We start from the raw sequence: 17242 nt of genomic DNA, 5'->3' as shown, positions 1-17242 counted from the left end.
GGGGGAAGATTTCCATGGCCGCGCAAACCGAAGCCAGACAGTTCAGAACGCTTTTCATTTCCGATGTGCATCTTGGCTCTAAAGCGGCCAAAACGGATTTCCTTCTGGATTTCCTGCGTCACCACGAGGCTGAGACCATCATCCTCGTCGGCGATATCATTGACGGCTGGCGCCTGCGCCGCAACTGGTACTGGCCGCAAGGCTGTAACGACGTGGTGCAGAAGCTTCTTCGCAAGGCGCGCAAGGGCACCCGCATCATCTATATTCCCGGAAACCACGACGAGTTCCTACGCGAATTTCCGGGCACGCATTTCGGCGGCATCGAAGTTGCCGAACGTATGATCCACGAAGCCGCAGACGGCAAGAAGTATCTCATCATCCATGGCGATGAGTTTGACGTTGTGGTTCGCAACGCCCGCCTGCTGGCCTATCTGGGTGACTGGGCCTATGACGCGGCGATTGCCATCAACGTTTTGCTGGCGGCTATCCGCCGCAGGATCGGGCTTCCGTACTGGTCGTTTTCGGCCTGGGCAAAGCTTCAGGTCAAGCACGCCGTCAACTTCATCGGCGAATTCCAGCGTGTGGTGGCGGAAGAAGCCCGCCGCAACAAGGTGGATGGTGTCATCTGTGGCCATATTCACCACGCGGTGATGGAGGATATTGAAGGTATCCGCTACATCAACACCGGTGACTGGGTGGAAAGCTGCACGGCGGTTGCCGAAAACGCCGATGGCACCTTCGAGCTGATCACCTGGATGCAGGCCGGTGACAAGACCGAAGACCACACGGTGGGCGAACTGGAGCCAGTCGCTTTCCCGAAGCTCATCGGCACCTACGCAGCATAACGGACTTTGCCGTTCATCCCCACAGCTCCGGCTTTGGCGGATAAACGAGCGATCCTTCATAGATGAGGCCCGGGACACGATCCCGTGCCAGAAGCAGCGGGCCATCGAGATCCGCGTATTCCGTATCCTGCGCCAGCATCAGCGCCGGTGCCATGCCAAGCGACGTTCCCAGCATGCAGCCGACCATGATCGTATAGCCCAGACGCTGCGCTTCTTTCTTCATGATGAGCGCCTCGGTTAATCCGCCGGTCTTGTCGAGCTTGATGTTGATGGCGTCGTAGCGGTCGCGCAGCGAGGCGAGATCGGCGGTCAGATGAACGCTCTCATCGGCGCAGATCGGTACCGCGCGGTTTATGCGCGACAGAATACTGTCCTTGCCAGCGGGTAGGGGCTGTTCGATCAGTGCAATGTTTAGCTCCGCCGCGACCTTGAGGTGATGCTCGATATTCTCGTCCGTCCAACCCTCATTGGCATCGATAATAATGCGAGCCTTGGGCGCTGCCGCTCGAACGGCGCGTAGCCGTGCCTCGTCGTCTTCCGTTCCGTTCTTGATCTTCAACAGCGGTCGCGTGGCATTCTCGGCGGCTTTGTCAGCCATTGTGTCCGCATCGCCCAGCGAAATCGTATAGGCGGTGACGATAGGGCCGGGGGCGACTGGCAGAAGCGAGGAGGCAACGGTTTTGCCCGAGAGCTTGGCTTCCAGATCCCACAAAGCGCAATCCACCGCATTGCGGGCCGCACCCGGCTTCATCGCGTCTTGCAGCGCGTGGCGGTCCATGCCCTGCGACATCGCCTGTTCCATGGCGCGGATATCGGCAAGCACGCCGTCAATCGATTCGCCATAACGCTTATAAGGAACGCATTCGCCTACGCCTTTGACGCCATTTTGCTCGATCGTGCAGATCACGACCTCCACTTCTGTGCGGCTTCCGCGGGAAATGGTGAAGCTACCCGCAACCGGGAATGTTTCAGCTGTGGCTTGAATGTAACGATGCATCAAAATTGCCTTCGCGTTGGGGGATAAACCGGTAAACAGACGAAAAAACTCCGGAATTCGTCCGCAGTGCTGTGGCTTGGTGATCCGTCACTCGATATGAATCGTTAAGAATCTTTAATAGGCTGCATTCGCTTGGAGCAAGATGCAAGAACTTGAAACACGGCAACAGGCGCAACCGGCAGCAATCTCGGCGAATGATGACGCCCAGAATGGCGCCTCGCGCTTTGCCTTGAGCGGATCGTGGCGCAACGCCAACATCTCTTCGGTTCTGCCTGATATCGAAAAGCTCGAGAAATCCAAGCCTTCCGGCTCGATTACCATTGATCTCTCGGATGTCGACAACATCGATACTACGGGTGCCTGGATTTTGCGGCGCATGCGACACCGCATGGAGCAGTCCGGCACGCAGGTTGCCTTCGAGGGCAATGAGAAGATTGAGGAAATCATTTCGGCTCTGCCGGAGGAAGCGCCTCTTCCGCCCAAGGAAACCAGTAAAAAAGGTCTTGTCGAGCGCGTTTTTGATCCCATCGGCAAGAATGTCGTGCAGGCGGGCGCAGATTTTCTGGCGGGCATGTATATTCTCGGCTCCGCCGTGCGTGGCGCGCAGATGAAGCTGGGGCGAGGGCGCGGCGTTTCGCCTGCTGCCATTGTCAACCAGATCGACCATATGGGCGTGCGCGCCGTTCCCATCATTCTACTGATGTCGTTCCTCATCGGCGCGATCATCGCGCAGCAAGGCGCGTTTCAGCTGCGGTATTTCGGCGCTGAAGTCTTTGTGGTCGACCTCGTCGGAATTCTCCAGCTGCGTGAAATCGGCGTGTTGTTGACCGCCATCATGATTGCGGGCCGCTCCGGCAGCGCGATCACCGCCGAAATCGGCTCGATGAAAATGCGCGAGGAAATCGATGCGCTGAAGGTCATCGGCTTGAACCCGGTCGGCGTTCTCGTGTTTCCGCGGCTGGTTGCGCTGACAATCGCGCTGCCGCTTTTGACGATCATCGCCAACTTCGCGGCTCTGTTGGGCGCGGCTGTCGTCTCGCTGCTTTACTCCGGCATCACCTTCGAGGTCTTTCTGTCGCGCCTTCATTCTGCGGTGGAAATCTCGACCATCGCATCGGGCATGATCAAGGCCCCCTTCATGGCGTTGATCATCGGCATCGTCGCGGCAGTTGAAGGCATGAAAGTGGGCGGCAGTGCTGAGTCGCTTGGTCAGCATGTGACATCATCCGTGGTGAAGTCCATTTTCGTCGTGATTCTGGTCGATGGCGTCTTTGCCATCTTCTATGCAGCCATCGATTTTTAAGGAGCGGCTGTGCAGGATCAGGAACGGAAGACAGATAACAAAGAGAACAAGAAGGATCGGGAAGTCATTCTCTCGGTGGAAGGCGTGACGGTTGCATTTGGTGACAAGGTCGTTCTCGATAACCTTGATCTTGATGTTTATCGCGGCGAAATTCTTGGTTTTATTGGGCCATCAGGCGCTGGCAAATCCGTTTTGATGCGCGCGGTTTTGCGCCTGCTAAACCGTCAGAGCGGCACGATAAAGATTCTGGGTACGGATTATGACAAGGCGACAGAAGAAGAGCGTATGGCGCTCGACACCCGCCTTGGCGTGCTGTTCCAGCAGGGCGCGCTCTTTTCCGGCCTGACCGTGAAGGAAAACATCCAGCTGCCCATGCGCGAATATCTGGATTTGCCGCAGCAGTTGATGGACGAACTGGCATCGTTGAAAATCGAGATGGTGGGTCTGGCTGCCGATGCGGCGGACAAGTATCCGTCCGAGCTGTCCGGCGGCATGATCAAGCGCGCGGCTTTGGCGCGCGCGCTGGCGCTCGATCCCGACCTCGTCTTTCTCGATGAGCCGACATCTGGCCTCGATCCCATCGGTGCGGCAGAATTTGATATGCTGATTGCGCGGCTGCGCGATTCGCTGGGACTGACGGTCTATATGGTGACGCATGACCTCGACAGTCTGTTTTCGGTCTGCGACCGCATAGCCGTTCTGGGTGACAAGAAAGTCGCCGTGGAAGGCACACTTGAGGAAATGTTCGATAGCGACGATCCTTGGGTTCAATCATATTTCCGCGGAAAGCGGGCACGCGCCGTCGTCCTACCGGATGGCACGCAACACATTCCGGGGAGTGACGGATAGCCATGGAAACCAAGGCAAATTACACCATCGTCGGGATTTTCACGCTGATCGTGATCGCAGCCGCCTTCGGCTTCGTTTACTGGATGGCAGAATTCGGACGCGGTGGCCCAACAGCCCAGCTGACGATCCGTATTCCCGGCTCCGCCAATGGTCTGTCGGTCGGCTCGCCTGTGCGCTTCAACGGTATTCCCGTGGGCACCGTGCGCGGCCTCTCCATCGACCGTGACGACCCGGCCTATTCGATTGCATTTACGGAAGTGCAGGCCGATGCGCCGGTGTTTCCATCCACCCGCGCCGTGCTTGAAATTCAGGGCCTGACGGGTGCCGCCTATATCGAACTTTCCGGCGGTCGTAACAATGAAGAGCGCATTCTGCAAAAGTCATTCGACACCGGCGTGCCGGCAGAGTTGACCGCCGATCTCTCCAGCGTGACCAACCTTCTCGCGACGGCCGACAAGATTCTACGCCGTGCCGATGGCGCGATTGGTGAGCTGCAGGGCTTCGTACAGGACGCCCGTGGACCTTTGACGCAGACCGTGCGCAATGCGGAGAAATTCTCCAATGCGCTGGCCTCGAATTCCGATGGCATCGAGAATTTTCTGGAAAGCCTGAGCTCGCTCTCCACCACCGTTCAGTCCGTGTCCGTGCGTCTGGATAGCACGCTGACGGCGGTTGAAGATTTGGTAAAGGCGGTGGACTCGCAGAAGATCGATTCCATTCTGACCAATGTCGATAAGGTCACAGCCGATGTAGCGGCGTCTTCCGGTGGCATTCAGACTGTGATGGAAACCGTGCAGCGCACCTCGCGCAACTTTGAGCAGGCGAGCGCCGAGGTTCAGACAGTTGTGAAGCGTGCGGATGAATTGCTGGCATCGGTTGATGCGGCAAAGGTCAGCAATGCGGTGGAAGATGTTTCCGCAGCAACTGCCGATGCCCGTCAGGCAATTTCCACCTTCCGCCAGATTGCTGACGATGTCGGCACGCGCCGCCCGGATATCGATCAGGCGATTGCCGACTTCACCGATATGTCGCGCAAGCTGAACTCGGCTTCCAGCCGCGTGGATGGAATTCTGGCGAAAGTTGACGGTCTGCTTGGAACCGATGACGCCAATTCGCTTTTTGCCAAGGCGCGTGAGACGCTTGCTTCCTTCAAGGCGGTTGCGGATAATCTCAACACACGCATTGGTCCGATTGCCGATAATCTGGCGCGGTTCTCCAGCTCAGGTCTGAAAGATTTCCAGGCGCTGATTGGCAGCACTCGCCAGACTGTGGACAATCTGAACAACACGATCACGAATTTCGATCGCGATCCGCAGCGCTTGATCTTTGGCGGCGAGAACGTGAAACAGTATGATGGCCGGACAAGGCGTTGACGGGGGTTGAGGATTTGAAAGTTTCGTTGATGCGCTGGCAGGGATCTGTCCCGGCCCGAACCAAGGTTCTCGTCGTAATGCCGCTTCTCGCCGGGCTTCTGGCCGGTTGTGGAAGCAGTGCCAAGAACGATACGTTCGACCTTTCCGTATCGTCCGCGCCCGTCAGCCAGGCACCGTCGCTGCGCTCACGCCAGCTTCTGATTGCCGATCCGACCGCACTCAAGGCCCTGGACAGTGAAAACATCGTGGTCCGCCTGTCTGGCTCCGAAGTGCAGTATCTCGCCAACTCGCAGTGGAGCGATCGCCTGCCGCGCATGGTGCAGTCCAAGCTGGTGGAAGCCTTTGAAGACACTGGCAAGCTCGGCGGCGTCGGTCGTCCGGGGCAGGGTCTGGCCATCGACTATCAGGTCGTGACCGATATCCGCGCCTTTGAGGTCGATACGGCCAAGAACATTGCCTATATCGAGATTTCCGTGAAGCTGCTGAACGACAAGAACGGCACGGTCAAATCGCAGGAAGTGTTCCGCTCCAGCGCCCGCGTCAGCGGTTCGGGAAATGCCAATCTCGTAAAGGCACTGGACAACGCATTCGCCTCATCCTCGCGTGAGATCGTGGCCTGGACGTTGCGCTCGCTGTAAGCGGGCGACAGACGTTTCACGGCGACCTGCCGCATTCACCATTTTGCAGAACTCGAACTGAGATGCCCTGAATCAAAAGGCCCGGATCGCTCCGGGCCTCTTTCTTTATGGTTTGGCTTATTCTGCCGCTTCTGCATATTCGCTCATCGGCGGGCAGGTGCAGATAAGGTTGCGGTCGCCATAGACATTGTCGACGCGGTTGACCGGGGACCAGTATTTGTCCACGCGGAATGCACCCGGCGGATAGCAGGCCTGTTCGCGGGAATAGGGACGATCCCAGTTTCCAACGAGGTCTTCCACCGTGTGGGGCGCGTTCTTCAGCGGGTTGTTGGTCTTGTCGGAACGACCTTCCTCGATATCGCGGGCTTCCTGACGGATGGCCAGCATGGCATCGCAGAAGCGGTCGAGTTCGGCCTTGGGCTCGGATTCCGTCGGCTCGATCATCAGCGTACCGGCAACTGGCCAGCTCATGGTCGGAGCGTGGAAGCCGCAGTCGATCAGACGCTTTGCCACATCGTCCACCGTCACGCCGCAGCTCTCGTTGAGCGGGCGGGTGTCGATGATGCACTCATGCGCCACGCGTCCGGCTTCGGACTTGTAGAGCACGTCGTAAGCGCCCTTCAGCCGCGCCGCGATGTAGTTGGCGTTGAGGATCGCGACCTTGGTTGCCTGCGTCAGCCCTTCGCCGCCCATCATCAGGCAGTAGCTCCAGGAGATCGGCAGGATCGATGGCGAGCCGAAAGGTGCTGCCGAAACCGCACCGGTGCGTCCATCGCTGGCCGGGTGACCGGGTAGGTAGGGAGCAAGATGCGCCTTGACCCCAATCGGGCCCATGCCGGGACCGCCGCCGCCATGCGGAATGCAGAAGGTCTTGTGCAGGTTGAGGTGCGACACGTCGGAGCCGATATCGCCCGGACGGGAAAGACCGACCATGGCGTTCATGTTGGCACCGTCGAGATAGACCTGACCACCATGCTCATGAGTGATGTCGCAAATTTCGCGAACGGTCTCCTCAAACACGCCGTGGGTCGACGGATAGGTGATCATGCAGCACGAGAGGTTTTCCGCGTATTGCTTTGCTTTTTCACGGAAATCTTCGATATCGATATCGCCGTTTTCTCTCACCTTCACCGGTATCACGCGCATGCCGACCATCTGTGCCGAGGCAGGGTTGGTGCCATGCGCAGAGGTTGGAATGAGGCAGACGTCGCGATGGGCATCGCCGCGTGCAAGGTGATAGTTGCGGATGGTCAAGAGACCCGCATATTCGCCCTGCGCACCGGAATTCGGCTGCATGGAGAAAGCGTCGTAGCCGGTGACCTGGCACAGCTTTGCGGAGAGATCGTCGATCATTTCCTTGTAGCCCAGCGCCTGATCGGCTGGCACGAAGGGATGAATGTCGGAGAATTCCGGCCATGTGATCGGCAGCATTTCGGCTGTCGCGTTCAGCTTCATGGTGCAGGAACCGAGCGGGATCATGGAGCGGTCGAGCGCCAGATCGCGGTCCGAAAGACGACGGATGTAACGGGTCATCTCGCTCTCGGCGCGGTTCATGTGGAAGATCGGATGCGTCATGTACTGGCTGGTGCGCAGCAGATCCTTTGGCAGGCGATAATCCGGCTCGAAATCCGAGATGGAGAAGTTGCCGCCGAAAGCACGCCACACGGCTTCCAGCGTTGCCGGGCGCGTGCGCTCGTCAAGGCTCATGCCAATCTTGGTGGAGCCGACCTTGCGCAGATTGACGCCTTCGGCGACGGCTGCCCGCAGGATCAGTGCCTGCATATGGCCGACATCGACGGTGATCGTGTCGAAGAAGGTTTCGGGCTCGATGACGAAGCCAAGCTTCTCCAGACCCTTGGCCATCAGCACAGCCTTCTGGTGGGTCTGCTGGGCAATGGCCTTGATGCCCTGCGGGCCGTGGAACACGCCATACATGGAGGCCATGACGGCCAGCAGCACCTGTGCGGTGCAGATGTTGGACGTGGCCTTTTCGCGACGGATATGCTGCTCTCGCGTCTGGAGCGACAGGCGATAGGCACGGTTGCCGCGTGCATCGACCGACACGCCGACGAGACGGCCGGGCATGGAGCGCTTGATGGCGTCCTTAACGGCCATGAAGGCAGCGTGTGGGCCGCCATAACCGACGGGAACACCGAAACGCTGCGACGAGCCGATCGCGATATCCGCGCTCATTTCGCCGGGGGATTTCAGAAGCGTCAGCGCCAGCAGGTCTGTTGCAACAGCCGCAATCGCACCGGTCTGGTGCAAACGGGAAATCAGGCCGGTGAAATCATTCAGCTGACCATGTGTGCCGGGATACTGGAACAGAGCACCGAACACATCGACGGGATCGAGATCGGTGAAGGGATTACCGACGATGACATTCCAGCCGAGCGGCGCTGCGCGGGTTTCGATCAGCGCGATGGTCTGCGGATGGCAGTTGGCATCCACGAAGAAAGCGGTTGCCTTGGACTTCGCCACACGCTGGCACATGGCCATGGCTTCGGCAGCAGCGGTTGCTTCATCCAGCAGCGATGCGTTGGCGACATCCAGACCGGTCAGGTCGGAAATCATGGTCTGGAAGTTCAGCAGAGCTTCAAGACGGCCCTGAGAAATCTCGGGCTGGTATGGCGTGTAGGCCGTGTACCATGCCGGGTTTTCCAGAATGTTGCGCTGGATGACTGGCGGCGTGATGGTGCCGTAATAGCCCTGACCGATCAGCGAGGTCAGAACCTTGTTCTTGTTGGCGGTTTCGCGAAGGCGGTCCAGCGCTTCGCGTTCCGTCAACGCTGCGCCCCAGGTGAGCGGCGTCTTCTGGCGGATGGAGGACGGCACGGTCGCGTCGATGAGGGCATCGAGGCTGTTGTAACCGATGACCTTCAACATATCCGTCATTTCCGACGGCGACGGCCCGATATGACGCCGGTTGGCAAAGTCATAGGGCTGATAGTCGGTGAAATGGAACTCTGTGGGAGTCGTCATTACGCAATAAGCTCCTTATAGGCCGCTTCGTCCAGCAGCGCATCGGCGTCAGACGCGTTGGAAAGCTTGAGCTTGAAGAACCAGCCGGCACCCTGTGGATCGGAGTTGACCAGCGATGGGTCGTCCACGATGGCCTGATTGATTTCGGTGATCTCGCCATCCAGCGGACAATAAACGTCGGAAGCAGCCTTTACGCTTTCAACGGTTGCTGCATCGCCATCCTTGGAGAAGGTCGCGCCAACTTCCGGTAGCTCCACGAAAACGAGATCACCCAGCTGCTCGGCAGCATGCGTCGTGATGCCAACGGTGGCAACATCGCCTTCGATCTTCAGCCACTCGTGTTCTTGAGTAAATTTCAGCATTGGTCTCTCCGGAAATTAGCGTTTGTAAGTGGGAGTAATAAAGGGCAGGGCGGCAACGGCGACAGGCAGATACTTGCCGCGGACTTCTGCGAAAATGGCGGTATCAGGCATTGCGAATTCTTTGGGCACATAACCCATGGCAACCGGACCTTCGACCGAGGGGCCGAAACCGCCGGAGGTGACTTCACCAATCTCCTTGCTGCCTTCGGCATCGGCAAAAAGCTTGGCATGGCCACGCACAGGCGCCTTGCCTTCCGGCTTCAGGCCGACGCGGCGGCGTGCGGTTCCTTCGGCAAACTCACCCAGAATACGCTCGGCACCCGGGAAACCACCTGCGCGATCACCACCGGTGCGGCGTGCTTTCTGGATTGCCCACTCAAGCGAGGCTTCGATGGGCGAGGTCGTCGTGTCTATGTCGTTGCCATAGAGGCAAAGCCCGGCCTCGAGACGGAGGCTGTCGCGGGCGCCAAGGCCAATCGCTTCGCAATCGGGATGCTCCAGCAGTGCCTTGGCAATGAATTCGGCCTTGTCGGACGGAACGGAAATTTCAAAACCGTCTTCGCCGGAATAGCCGGAACGGGACACGATGCAAGGCACGTCATGCAGCGGAACTTCCCGCACATCCATGAACTTCATGCCCGAAACGCCAGCCCAGAGTTCCGCCAGAACGGCTTCTGCGCGTGGTCCCTGAAGCGCGATGAGCGCGCGATCTTCCAGCAGCGTCACATCGCAGCTATCGGAAAGATGCGCCTTCATGTGTGCCAGATCAGCATCCTTGCAGGCGGCATTGACGACGACGAAGAGGTGATCGCCACGGTTGGTGATCATCAGGTCATCCAGAATGCCGCCATTCTCGTCGGTAAAGAAGCCATAGCGCTGACGGCCTTCCTTGAGACCGAGGATATCGACGGGAACCAGCTTTTCGAGAGCGAGGGCTGCGTCTTCCACCTTGCCGGACTTCGCCTTCACGATGACCTGACCCATATGGGAAACGTCGAATAGGCCAGCGGAGGTGCGCGTATGCAGATGCTCTTTCATCACGCCAGCAGGGTACTGCACTGGCATGTCGTATCCCGCAAAGGGAACCATGCGGGCGCCAAGAGACACATGAAGGGAATGAAGCGGGGTGACTTGTAACTCGGCTGTATCGGCCAAGGACGCCTCCAGGGTTACGCGATGTCGCGCGGGCTCATGTCATGACGCTGTTTAAAGCGCCGGGTTCAAGAGCCCCCTCTGTCCTTGTCGCCTGAGATTGTTATCCCTTCGGCGAGCCGTCCTTATGCAGGGTGGCTTCTCTCCAGAGTTCCGTCCTCGTCCGCTGGTCCTTTTGCCTGAGAGTTTCCGGGGCGGTTGCTCCTTCGGCCCCGCCGTAAGGCGGTGTCTCCCAGCGGGATGGAAGTTCATTATCTGCTTAGCCAGTTTCTTGGCAAGGACCAAATGACGCAGTCAAACAGTTTTTTGTTCAGCCTGCGCCATCGGATAATGGGAACGGCGGGACGTCTAACCAAGCCAAGTCAGCGTGACTCTACTCTTCTTTCTTTTCCGGCAGCTTCTTGTGCTTGGTGGATGCCAAATCTTCAAGTTCCTTTTCTGTCATGGACTTAGCCATGGTTTTTGAAGCCCCTTGTAAACGGGATTTGGGCATATCGCCGCGTTTTGCGGCCAGTGCTGCGCCGGCTGCTTTCTGCTGGGCCTTGGATTTTGCGGGCATGGGAACGGTCTCCTCGCTGTCTTTGACTGCGCAGAGAACGTGGCTTCAAACGCAGCGGTTCCGCCTGCGTGCAATTGCACTTTGATTTACAGCAAAAACCGCGATATCGCTTCGTGTCATGAGAGCTTCCATGAGCAAGCAACCGACATTGGCGACGAGACTTCTGGGCATCTTCTGCGCCACGCTGATGCTGTCGCTGGGTTTCGCTCACAAGCCAGTGGTGGCGATTGCCGCCACGACGGTTGCTTTCGATGAGGCCTATCGCCTTCCTGACGGAAGTTTTGCCGAAATCTGCGAGGGCCATGCGGGCGTCCAGACCGCGCATGAGAAGGGCAGGACGGATCACTCCGGTATATCCCTGTTCTGCGAAGCCTGCCTTCTGGCCTCCTCGATTCTTTTGCCAACACCGGATACGAATTCCTGGGTGAGGACGCATTTCGCCTGGCTGGATAATCGCCCGACGCTACGCGTCGCCATCGTGCATAATGTCGATGGCCAAAGCCCCAAGGCACGCGCCCCGCCTGCCTATTTTTGATCCCTGAACATCACCCTATACGACCCCTATAAAGACGACCTGCGATGCTTCAACAGCCGCAGTCGAGAGGATCACAAGATGAAAATTCACAACGTTACGCTTTGCGCCGCTCTGCTGGCATCCGTCTCTACCGTCCCGGCCTATGCCCATACCAGCTTCGTCAACCCAACGGCGGAGCAGGAAAGCACCATCGTCGCCGCGCTTCAGGTGCCGCATGGCTGCGATGGCGGCCTGCCCACGACGGAGGTGCGCATCCAATTGCCGGAAGGTTTCATCTCTGCCAAGCCGCAGCCAAAAGCGGGCTGGGATATCGAGATCATCAAGGATGATTACAAGAAGAGTTACATAAACCACGGCACCGAAGTGAAAAGCGGTCCTATCGAAATTCGCTGGACCGGCGGCGATCTTCCGGATGCCTATTACGATACATTCAACGTGCAGGGCAAAATCTCCGGCGTGGATGCAGGCACCAGCCTGCCATTCAAGGTTACGCAGATTTGCGGAGACAGGGGTACGGCCAATTGGGACGAAGTGGCCGAAAAGGGTCAGGACCCGCATTCCCTGAACAATCCGGCACCGACGATCAAAATCGTTGCAAAGCAGGCGGTGACCGAGGGTCACGACCATGATCACGCCGCCCACGATCACGGTGCTGGCGAACATGCCGCGGATGCTATGAAATCCGGTGATATCGAGCTTTCAGGCGCTGTTGCCAAGGCCATGCTGCCCGGCCAGCCGGTCGGTGGCGGGACCGTGACAATGAAGAACGACGGCGCTTCTGACGACCGGCTGGTATCGGTGGCGTCACCGCTCGCCGGGCGCGTCGAGATACACGAAATGGCAATGGTCAATGACGTGATGAAGATGCGCAAAATGGCTGCCGGTGTCGTCATTCCCGCAGGCAAGACAGTGGATATGACATCCGGCGACCTGCATTTCATGTTCTACAATGTCAGCAAGCCCTTCGCCGAAGGCGACAAGGTGCCGGTAACTCTGACGTTTGAAAAGGCCGGAAAGGTCGATGTGATAATGGATGTGGGCTCTGGCAAGGGTGGCCACGAAGCGCATCAGCATAACTAAAAGAGAGGCTGCCGGGTATCGCTGTAATCCGGCAGCCCTTCCGTACTGACGCTTGTTTTTATTTTGTGACCGTCAGTCTGGCCTGCATTCCGGCCGCATAGTGGCCTTTGATGTTGCAGAAAAGAAGATAGGTTCCGGGAGTGAGATTCGCTTTCAGCGTGCCGTTCTTCCCGGGTTTCAAATCCGACACTTCGCCGACGCTCTTGAGCTTTTTCTCGTCGATCCGGTTCTTTGCTGTATCGACTGGAATTGTCTCATCCGCAGATTTCAGCTTCACAAGAACCATTTCATGCTCTTCGGACATGGCGTCGTTGTGAACCACGAATGTAGCGCCTCCAGCCTTGACGGTTGGTTTATCAATAACGAGCGACATCGGTTGCCCGGCCTCACCGTTCTCAGTTACTTTGATGGTTGTCGCAGCGAAGGCGGGTGCCGCGATGAACAGGGCGGCTGTTGTTGCCAGGATATATGTCGACGAGGTTTTCATTAAGTTGCTCCCAATTTGCATCGTCTGGGAGCTTTTGCCAGCTGGCTGACAACAGGCTGAACGCTGAAGATAAAACGCACATAAGACGATTAGTCAGATGCGGCTTTGTTTTCCTCATATGCTTCAATGACTTCTTCGAGAGTCGCCTGCGGGTTCTGATGCTTTCCGGCCGTCAGAAAATGAAGCGATAGTGCAGGCTGGCTTACCACGGCGACCATCTGGTTGAGCTGGCTCTCATCACTTTTTCCGGTCTTGCGTGCCAGTTCGCGCGCAGCCTGCTCGATTTCCATCTTTCGCGGCGCGCGCTGCACGGACTTGATGCTATCGGCAACAAATGCGGCGGTGGTCGCTGAAACTGTCAGAACCTGTACCATGCGATCACCCTCCCTATCTTGGATGATCCAACTTATCAGAGGTGAATTGACTCCCGATTAAATCCAAGGGTTGCATTTAAGTAAAGTTTTAACAAAGCGCGGAATGCATTTTTTACCCTATGCGATGCTTCGGGAATTTCTCTTTGGCCTTGTTTGTCGTAGACAGGGCTCATTCGCTTTCACATCCCGGAGAATTCTATGCTCAACATCGCGCTTGTTGCCCTTGGCGGTGCAATCGGTTCCGTTGCCCGTTATCTGGTGGGACTCTGGGGCGTGCGGCTGGCAGGCGCGAATTTTCCTTGGGGGACAATCACCGTCAATGTCGTCGGGGCGTTTCTGATCGGGCTGATGGTGGAGATGGTGGCCCGCCGTTTCGATGCGTCCGCCGAGATGCGAGTCTTTATCGTCACCGGCATTCTCGGTGGTTTTACCACATGGTCTTCCTTCACACTGGATGCCGTGGTGCTGTTTGAACGTGGCGATATGGGGCTTGCAGCGCTTTATCTTGGTGCAAGTCTTGTCGTTTCTTTCGCTGCAATCTTCGCCGGGCTGGCCTTGGGCCGCGCTTTGTTCTAAAGGCAACGGAAAATACCGCACGCTGACGATGCGGACGCGAGAAAAGAAAGAACGGATTAGCCATGGCAGGTATCGAGCACATCAAGGTTGAGCCCGAAGAGGGCGGAATGCGCCTCGATCGCTGGTTCAAGATCCACTATCCCGGCCTCGGCTTCGGACCGCTGCAAAAGCTGCTGCGCTCCGGGCAGGTGCGTGTGGATGGCGGACGGGTAAAAACCGATGCGCGCGTGGAAGCCGGGCAGACCGTTCGCGTGCCGCCGTTGGATGTCGATTCCAAGGTCAAGGGCGGGCCGATCAGCTCCACCGACCTGAAAAACTCCGACGATGTCGATCTTTTGAAGCGAATGCTGCTGCATGAAGACGAGAAGGTTTTCGTTTTCAACAAGCCCGCCGGCATTGCCGTGCAGGGCGGCTCCGGCATCAACCGTCATATCGATGGTCTGCTGGAAGCATGGACGAGTTCCAAGGGCGAAAAGCCGCGCCTCGTTCACCGTATCGATCGCGACACATCTGGCGTTCTCGTCGTCGCCCGCACCAGAGGTGCCGCGCAGAAACTGACGGCGGCGTTTCGTGAGCGTGATACCAAGAAGACCTACTGGTCTCTGGTCAAGGGCGTGCCGCGCAAGCATCAGGACAAGATTTCGACCTGGCTGGTCAAGGAACAGACGCCGGATGGCGACCGTATGCGCATCGCCAAGCATGGTGAGGAGGGGGCCGACCACGCCGTTTCCTATTACCGTGTCATCGATACCGCCGCGCAGAACCTGGCATGGCTGGAAATGGAACCGTATACGGGCCGTACCCATCAGCTGCGTGTTCACGCTCTGCACATGGGCCATCCGATCATCGGTGACCCGAAATATTACATCGAAGACGTCAACTGGGATTTCCCGGGTGGTGTTCAGAAACGCCTGCATCTGCATGCGCGAAAGATCGACATTCCGCACCCATCCGGCGGACGCCTGCGCGTGACGGCACCTTTGCCACCACACATGGTGCAGACATGGAACCTGCTGGGCCTCGATGTTGCCGATGGCGACAGGGACGACGAATGAAACTGGTTCTGTTCGATTGCGATGGCACGCTGGTCGATAGTGCTGCACTGATCCATGCAGTGATGTCTGATACGTTTTCAGATTTTGGAAAGCCGAGACCGCATCTTTCTGCGACCAAATCGATCATAGGTCTCACTCTGGATATCGCTATTGCCCGCATGCTCGGAAAGGAGCACGTGGACGACGAAGCGCGAGCGATGACGGAGCATTATCGGAAAATCTACCACCCTCTGCGCGAGCGGCCCGACATGATTGTTCCCCTGTTTGATGGAATAAATCCATTGATCAGTGATCTGATAAAAAGGGAAGATTTATTAATTGGAGCTGTAACCGGTAAGGGGCGTCGCGGCCTTACGCATATTTTGGACACGCACGGTTTCCGCCAGCATTTCATCGTATCACGCACGGCGGACGATTGCCCCTCCAAACCGCATCCGGCCATGGTGACGGAATGCTGCCACGAAACCGGCATGGTTCCCGCCGATACTATTGTTATCGGCGATGCCATTTACGATATGCAAATGGCAAAGGCGGCGGGTGCCAAGGCGATTGGCGTTGCCTGGGGCTATGCCTCCGTTGACGATCTGTGGAAGGCCGGAGCCGACGCCATCGTCAACCATCCAAGCGAAATTCCCGGCCATATTCCGGGCTGATGAGGACGTATCATGCGTGACCTGTTGAATGATCTGACGGAAGGCTTGAGCCACCCGGACCCCATTCGCCGTTCCCAAATCCAGATGCAGAAGCCACTGCCGAAGCGTTTCTATAAGGATGTCACTGTTGGTGAAACGCAGGAGGGCGCTTTCAGCGTTCTTCTGGACGGTAAAACCATGCGCACTCCCGCCAAGAGCCCTCTGGCCGTGCCCACCCGCGCGCTTGCCCAGTTGCTGCGCGACGAGTGGGATGCACAGGTCGAGGTCATCGATCCGACGGTCATGCCGGTTTCCCGCCACATCAATACCGCCATCGATGGCATTGCAAGCGATACACAGGCGGTGTTCGAGGATATTCTGCGCTTCTCATCCAGCGATCTTCTTTGCTACCGGGCAGGCGAGCCGGAGGCGCTGGTTGTGCGTCAGTCCGAGCAATGGGATCCGATCATCGACTGGGCATCCCATACGCTGGGCGCGCGGTTCATTCTCATCGAAGGTGTCATGCATCAGGAGCAGCCGCGCGAAGCGATTGCCGCCTTCGCCGTGACGCTTCGCAAATACGACACACCCATCGAACTCGCCGCCCTGCACACCATGACAACGCTGACCGGCTCCGCCATTCTGGCGCTTGCTCTGGCAGAGGGTGAGCGCAGTCTGGAAGAAGTCTGGGCGCTGGCGCATCTGGACGAAGACTGGACCGCCGAGCAATGGGGCGAGGATGAGGAAGCGCAGGAAAGACGTGCCAAGCGGCTCCTGGAAATGCGCGCCGCCGTCCATGTTATCACCGCTGCAAGAGATGGAAGAGCGTAAGGCTTTAACGCTTTTCTAACCGTAAATGTTGATGATGGATGCGGAACCTGACGTAAGGGGAAGCGTCTATCATGCACCACTCGCTGAAGCGCCTTGGCATTATTTTGCTGGCGTCTCTCGCGCTCATGTCTTTCAGGCTGGAGCCTGAAACGAGCGATGGCGAAAGGCTGCTTTACGACGTGCGCGGCGCCTTCGTCGCAGCGCGGCCGGATATCTCCGCTGAACTGATGCAATCCATCCAGTACCAGATGTCGAATGCGATCAAGTCCACCACGCGGGACAGAACGCGCCCGCGCGTGGTGCTGACCATCCGCCTCATCTCCGTCACCAAGGGCTCCTTCATCTTCGGTGAACGCGCCTCGGCCCGCGTGGTGGTACGCGCTGCCGCCGTGCAGACGGGCGAGGTGGTCGCAGAGTCGGCCTTTACCGCCAACATTCTCGGCATCGACAAATCCGCCATAGAGCAGGAACTCGCCTACGGCATTGCCGAGCGCGTCATCGCCGAGTTCCGCCTCAACCGCCCTGCGTCGCTGGCAACGGCCTTGTTTCCGGGCCGGTTTTAATTCACCGTCATATCCTTGGGTTAGGGGGAGTGCGTCGTGGCCGCAGGAG

19 protein-coding genes and 1 riboswitch are annotated in these 17242 nt (G+C 57.9%); of the genes, 12 read left to right on the top strand and 7 right to left on the bottom strand.

From position 1 onward, the window contains the following. Positions 1-14 precede the first annotated feature (14 nt). Positions 15-845: a UDP-2,3-diacylglucosamine diphosphatase gene (locus ABUK73_RS01775; protein WP_113088180.1), complete on the top strand. Its 831-nt coding sequence runs from the start codon at positions 15-17 to the stop codon at positions 843-845. A 13-nt stretch (positions 846-858) separates the two neighbouring features. On the opposite strand, the gene dgcA is transcribed toward ABUK73_RS01775, so the two are convergent. Further along, complete coding sequence (gene dgcA / locus ABUK73_RS01770; protein WP_353575776.1) at positions 859-1842, bottom strand: N-acetyl-D-Glu racemase DgcA; 984 nt, start codon at positions 1840-1842, stop codon at positions 859-861. Between the two features lie 142 nt (positions 1843-1984). Between dgcA and ABUK73_RS01765 the strand changes: the two genes are divergently transcribed. From ABUK73_RS01765 to ABUK73_RS01750, 4 genes are read left to right on the top strand one after another with little or no spacing between them, the layout of a single operon-like run. After that, positions 1985-3145 (top strand): ABC transporter permease, encoded by a 1161-nt coding sequence (locus ABUK73_RS01765; protein ID WP_353575775.1) that lies wholly within the window; start codon positions 1985-1987, stop codon positions 3143-3145. A gap of 9 nt (positions 3146-3154) precedes the next feature. Then, positions 3155-3994, top strand: a complete 840-nt coding sequence (locus ABUK73_RS01760) for an ABC transporter ATP-binding protein (RefSeq protein WP_353575774.1) — start codon at positions 3155-3157, stop codon at positions 3992-3994. 2 nt (positions 3995-3996) lie between these two features. Next, complete coding sequence (locus ABUK73_RS01755) at positions 3997-5367, top strand: MlaD family protein (RefSeq protein WP_353575773.1); 1371 nt, start codon at positions 3997-3999, stop codon at positions 5365-5367. Between the two features lie 29 nt (positions 5368-5396). Then, positions 5397-6005 carry an ABC-type transport auxiliary lipoprotein family protein gene (locus tag ABUK73_RS01750; RefSeq protein ID WP_113088185.1) on the top strand — a complete coding sequence of 203 codons (609 nt, stop codon included), beginning with the start codon at positions 5397-5399 and terminating at the stop codon, positions 6003-6005. A gap of 117 nt (positions 6006-6122) precedes the next feature. Here the strand turns inward: ABUK73_RS01750 and gcvP are convergent, their stop codons facing one another. The 4 genes from gcvP to ABUK73_RS01730 form a co-directional block, all read right to left on the bottom strand. Beyond that, positions 6123-8987, bottom strand: a complete 2865-nt coding sequence (gene gcvP, locus ABUK73_RS01745; protein WP_353575772.1) for an aminomethyl-transferring glycine dehydrogenase — start codon at positions 8985-8987, stop codon at positions 6123-6125. After that, positions 8987-9349, bottom strand: a complete 363-nt coding sequence (gcvH, locus tag ABUK73_RS01740; protein ID WP_045230457.1) for a glycine cleavage system protein GcvH — start codon at positions 9347-9349, stop codon at positions 8987-8989. Before gcvH ends, gcvP begins: the two co-directional genes overlap by 1 nt. Positions 9350-9364: 15 nt before the next feature. Further along, positions 9365-10504 carry a glycine cleavage system aminomethyltransferase GcvT gene (gcvT, locus tag ABUK73_RS01735; protein ID WP_353575771.1) on the bottom strand — a complete coding sequence of 380 codons (1140 nt, stop codon included), beginning with the start codon at positions 10502-10504 and terminating at the stop codon, positions 9365-9367. Positions 10505-10658: 154 nt separating this feature from the next. After that, a riboswitch (glycine riboswitch) is annotated at positions 10659-10746 on the bottom strand. Positions 10747-10874: 128 nt separating this feature from the next. After that, positions 10875-11060 carry a DUF3008 family protein gene (locus tag ABUK73_RS01730; RefSeq protein WP_113088188.1) on the bottom strand — a complete coding sequence of 62 codons (186 nt, stop codon included), beginning with the start codon at positions 11058-11060 and terminating at the stop codon, positions 10875-10877. 130 nt (positions 11061-11190) lie between these two features. Here ABUK73_RS01730 and ABUK73_RS01725 point away from each other — a divergent pair, with 130 nt between their 5' ends. Further along, entirely contained in the window at positions 11191-11595 is a 405-nt protein-coding gene (locus ABUK73_RS01725) for a hypothetical protein (RefSeq protein ID WP_353575770.1), read from the top strand. Positions 11596-11673: 78 nt separating this feature from the next. After that, the gene (locus tag ABUK73_RS01720; RefSeq protein ID WP_353575769.1) at positions 11674-12675 is read left to right on the top strand and encodes a DUF1775 domain-containing protein; all 1002 of its coding nucleotides are present in this window, start codon (positions 11674-11676) and stop codon (positions 12673-12675) included. Between the two features lie 58 nt (positions 12676-12733). Here the strand turns inward: ABUK73_RS01720 and ABUK73_RS01715 are convergent, their stop codons facing one another. Together ABUK73_RS01715 and ABUK73_RS01710 are read right to left on the bottom strand one after the other, a co-directional pair. Continuing rightward, positions 12734-13162, bottom strand: coding sequence for a plastocyanin/azurin family copper-binding protein (locus ABUK73_RS01715; RefSeq protein ID WP_353575768.1), 429 nt, complete (start codon positions 13160-13162; stop codon positions 12734-12736). 89 nt (positions 13163-13251) lie between these two features. After that, positions 13252-13536: a hypothetical protein gene (locus ABUK73_RS01710; protein ID WP_353575767.1), complete on the bottom strand. Its 285-nt coding sequence runs from the start codon at positions 13534-13536 to the stop codon at positions 13252-13254. 198 nt (positions 13537-13734) lie between these two features. On the opposite strand from ABUK73_RS01710, the gene crcB reads away from it, so the two are divergent. From crcB to ABUK73_RS01685, 5 genes are all read left to right on the top strand, one after another. Then, a complete protein-coding gene (crcB, locus tag ABUK73_RS01705) occupies positions 13735-14112 on the top strand; it encodes a fluoride efflux transporter CrcB (protein WP_353575766.1) in 378 nt (125 codons plus the stop codon). 62 nt (positions 14113-14174) lie between these two features. Beyond that, a complete protein-coding gene (locus tag ABUK73_RS01700) occupies positions 14175-15167 on the top strand; it encodes an RluA family pseudouridine synthase (RefSeq protein ID WP_113088193.1) in 993 nt (330 codons plus the stop codon). Further along, on the top strand, positions 15164-15820 hold the full coding sequence (locus tag ABUK73_RS01695) for an HAD family hydrolase (protein ID WP_353575765.1): 657 nt from the start codon (positions 15164-15166) through the stop codon (positions 15818-15820). The genes ABUK73_RS01700 and ABUK73_RS01695 overlap by 4 nt, the downstream gene beginning before the upstream one ends. A 12-nt stretch (positions 15821-15832) precedes the next feature. Further along, positions 15833-16630, top strand: a complete 798-nt coding sequence (locus ABUK73_RS01690) for an ATP12 family chaperone protein (RefSeq protein WP_353575764.1) — start codon at positions 15833-15835, stop codon at positions 16628-16630. 71 nt (positions 16631-16701) lie between these two features. Then, positions 16702-17193 (top strand): hypothetical protein, encoded by a 492-nt coding sequence (locus ABUK73_RS01685; RefSeq protein WP_113088196.1) that lies wholly within the window; start codon positions 16702-16704, stop codon positions 17191-17193. The last annotated feature ends 49 nt before the right edge of the window (positions 17194-17242 follow it).

The organism is Agrobacterium vacciniicorymbosi (assembly GCF_040427045.1).
GTDB lineage: Bacteria > Pseudomonadota > Alphaproteobacteria > Rhizobiales > Rhizobiaceae > Agrobacterium.
This window is presented reverse-complemented; position numbering and strand designations above follow the sequence as displayed.

What these genes read in the sequence shown, in the direction of transcription:
- ABUK73_RS01775 (WP_113088180.1), top strand. Translation starts at nt 15, where the DNA reads ATGGCCGCGCAAACCGAAGCCAGACAGTTCAGAACGCTTTTCATTTCC.
- dgcA (WP_353575776.1), bottom strand. Translation starts at nt 1,842, where the DNA reads ATGCATCGTTACATTCAAGCCACAGCTGAAACATTCCCGGTTGCGGGT.
- ABUK73_RS01765 (WP_353575775.1), top strand. Translation starts at nt 1,985, where the DNA reads ATGCAAGAACTTGAAACACGGCAACAGGCGCAACCGGCAGCAATCTCG.
- ABUK73_RS01755 (WP_353575773.1), top strand. Translation starts at nt 3,997, where the DNA reads ATGGAAACCAAGGCAAATTACACCATCGTCGGGATTTTCACGCTGATC.
- ABUK73_RS01750 (WP_113088185.1), top strand. Translation starts at nt 5,397, where the DNA reads ATGCGCTGGCAGGGATCTGTCCCGGCCCGAACCAAGGTTCTCGTCGTA.
- gcvP (WP_353575772.1), bottom strand. Translation starts at nt 8,987, where the DNA reads ATGACGACTCCCACAGAGTTCCATTTCACCGACTATCAGCCCTATGAC.
- gcvH (WP_045230457.1), bottom strand. Translation starts at nt 9,349, where the DNA reads ATGCTGAAATTTACTCAAGAACACGAGTGGCTGAAGATCGAAGGCGAT.
- ABUK73_RS01730 (WP_113088188.1), bottom strand. Translation starts at nt 11,060, where the DNA reads ATGCCCGCAAAATCCAAGGCCCAGCAGAAAGCAGCCGGCGCAGCACTG.
- ABUK73_RS01725 (WP_353575770.1), top strand. Translation starts at nt 11,191, where the DNA reads ATGAGCAAGCAACCGACATTGGCGACGAGACTTCTGGGCATCTTCTGC.
- ABUK73_RS01720 (WP_353575769.1), top strand. Translation starts at nt 11,674, where the DNA reads ATGAAAATTCACAACGTTACGCTTTGCGCCGCTCTGCTGGCATCCGTC.
- ABUK73_RS01715 (WP_353575768.1), bottom strand. Translation starts at nt 13,162, where the DNA reads ATGAAAACCTCGTCGACATATATCCTGGCAACAACAGCCGCCCTGTTC.
- ABUK73_RS01710 (WP_353575767.1), bottom strand. Translation starts at nt 13,536, where the DNA reads ATGGTACAGGTTCTGACAGTTTCAGCGACCACCGCCGCATTTGTTGCC.
- crcB (WP_353575766.1), top strand. Translation starts at nt 13,735, where the DNA reads ATGCTCAACATCGCGCTTGTTGCCCTTGGCGGTGCAATCGGTTCCGTT.
- ABUK73_RS01700 (WP_113088193.1), top strand. Translation starts at nt 14,175, where the DNA reads ATGGCAGGTATCGAGCACATCAAGGTTGAGCCCGAAGAGGGCGGAATG.
- ABUK73_RS01695 (WP_353575765.1), top strand. Translation starts at nt 15,164, where the DNA reads ATGAAACTGGTTCTGTTCGATTGCGATGGCACGCTGGTCGATAGTGCT.
- ABUK73_RS01690 (WP_353575764.1), top strand. Translation starts at nt 15,833, where the DNA reads ATGCGTGACCTGTTGAATGATCTGACGGAAGGCTTGAGCCACCCGGAC.
- ABUK73_RS01685 (WP_113088196.1), top strand. Translation starts at nt 16,702, where the DNA reads ATGCACCACTCGCTGAAGCGCCTTGGCATTATTTTGCTGGCGTCTCTC.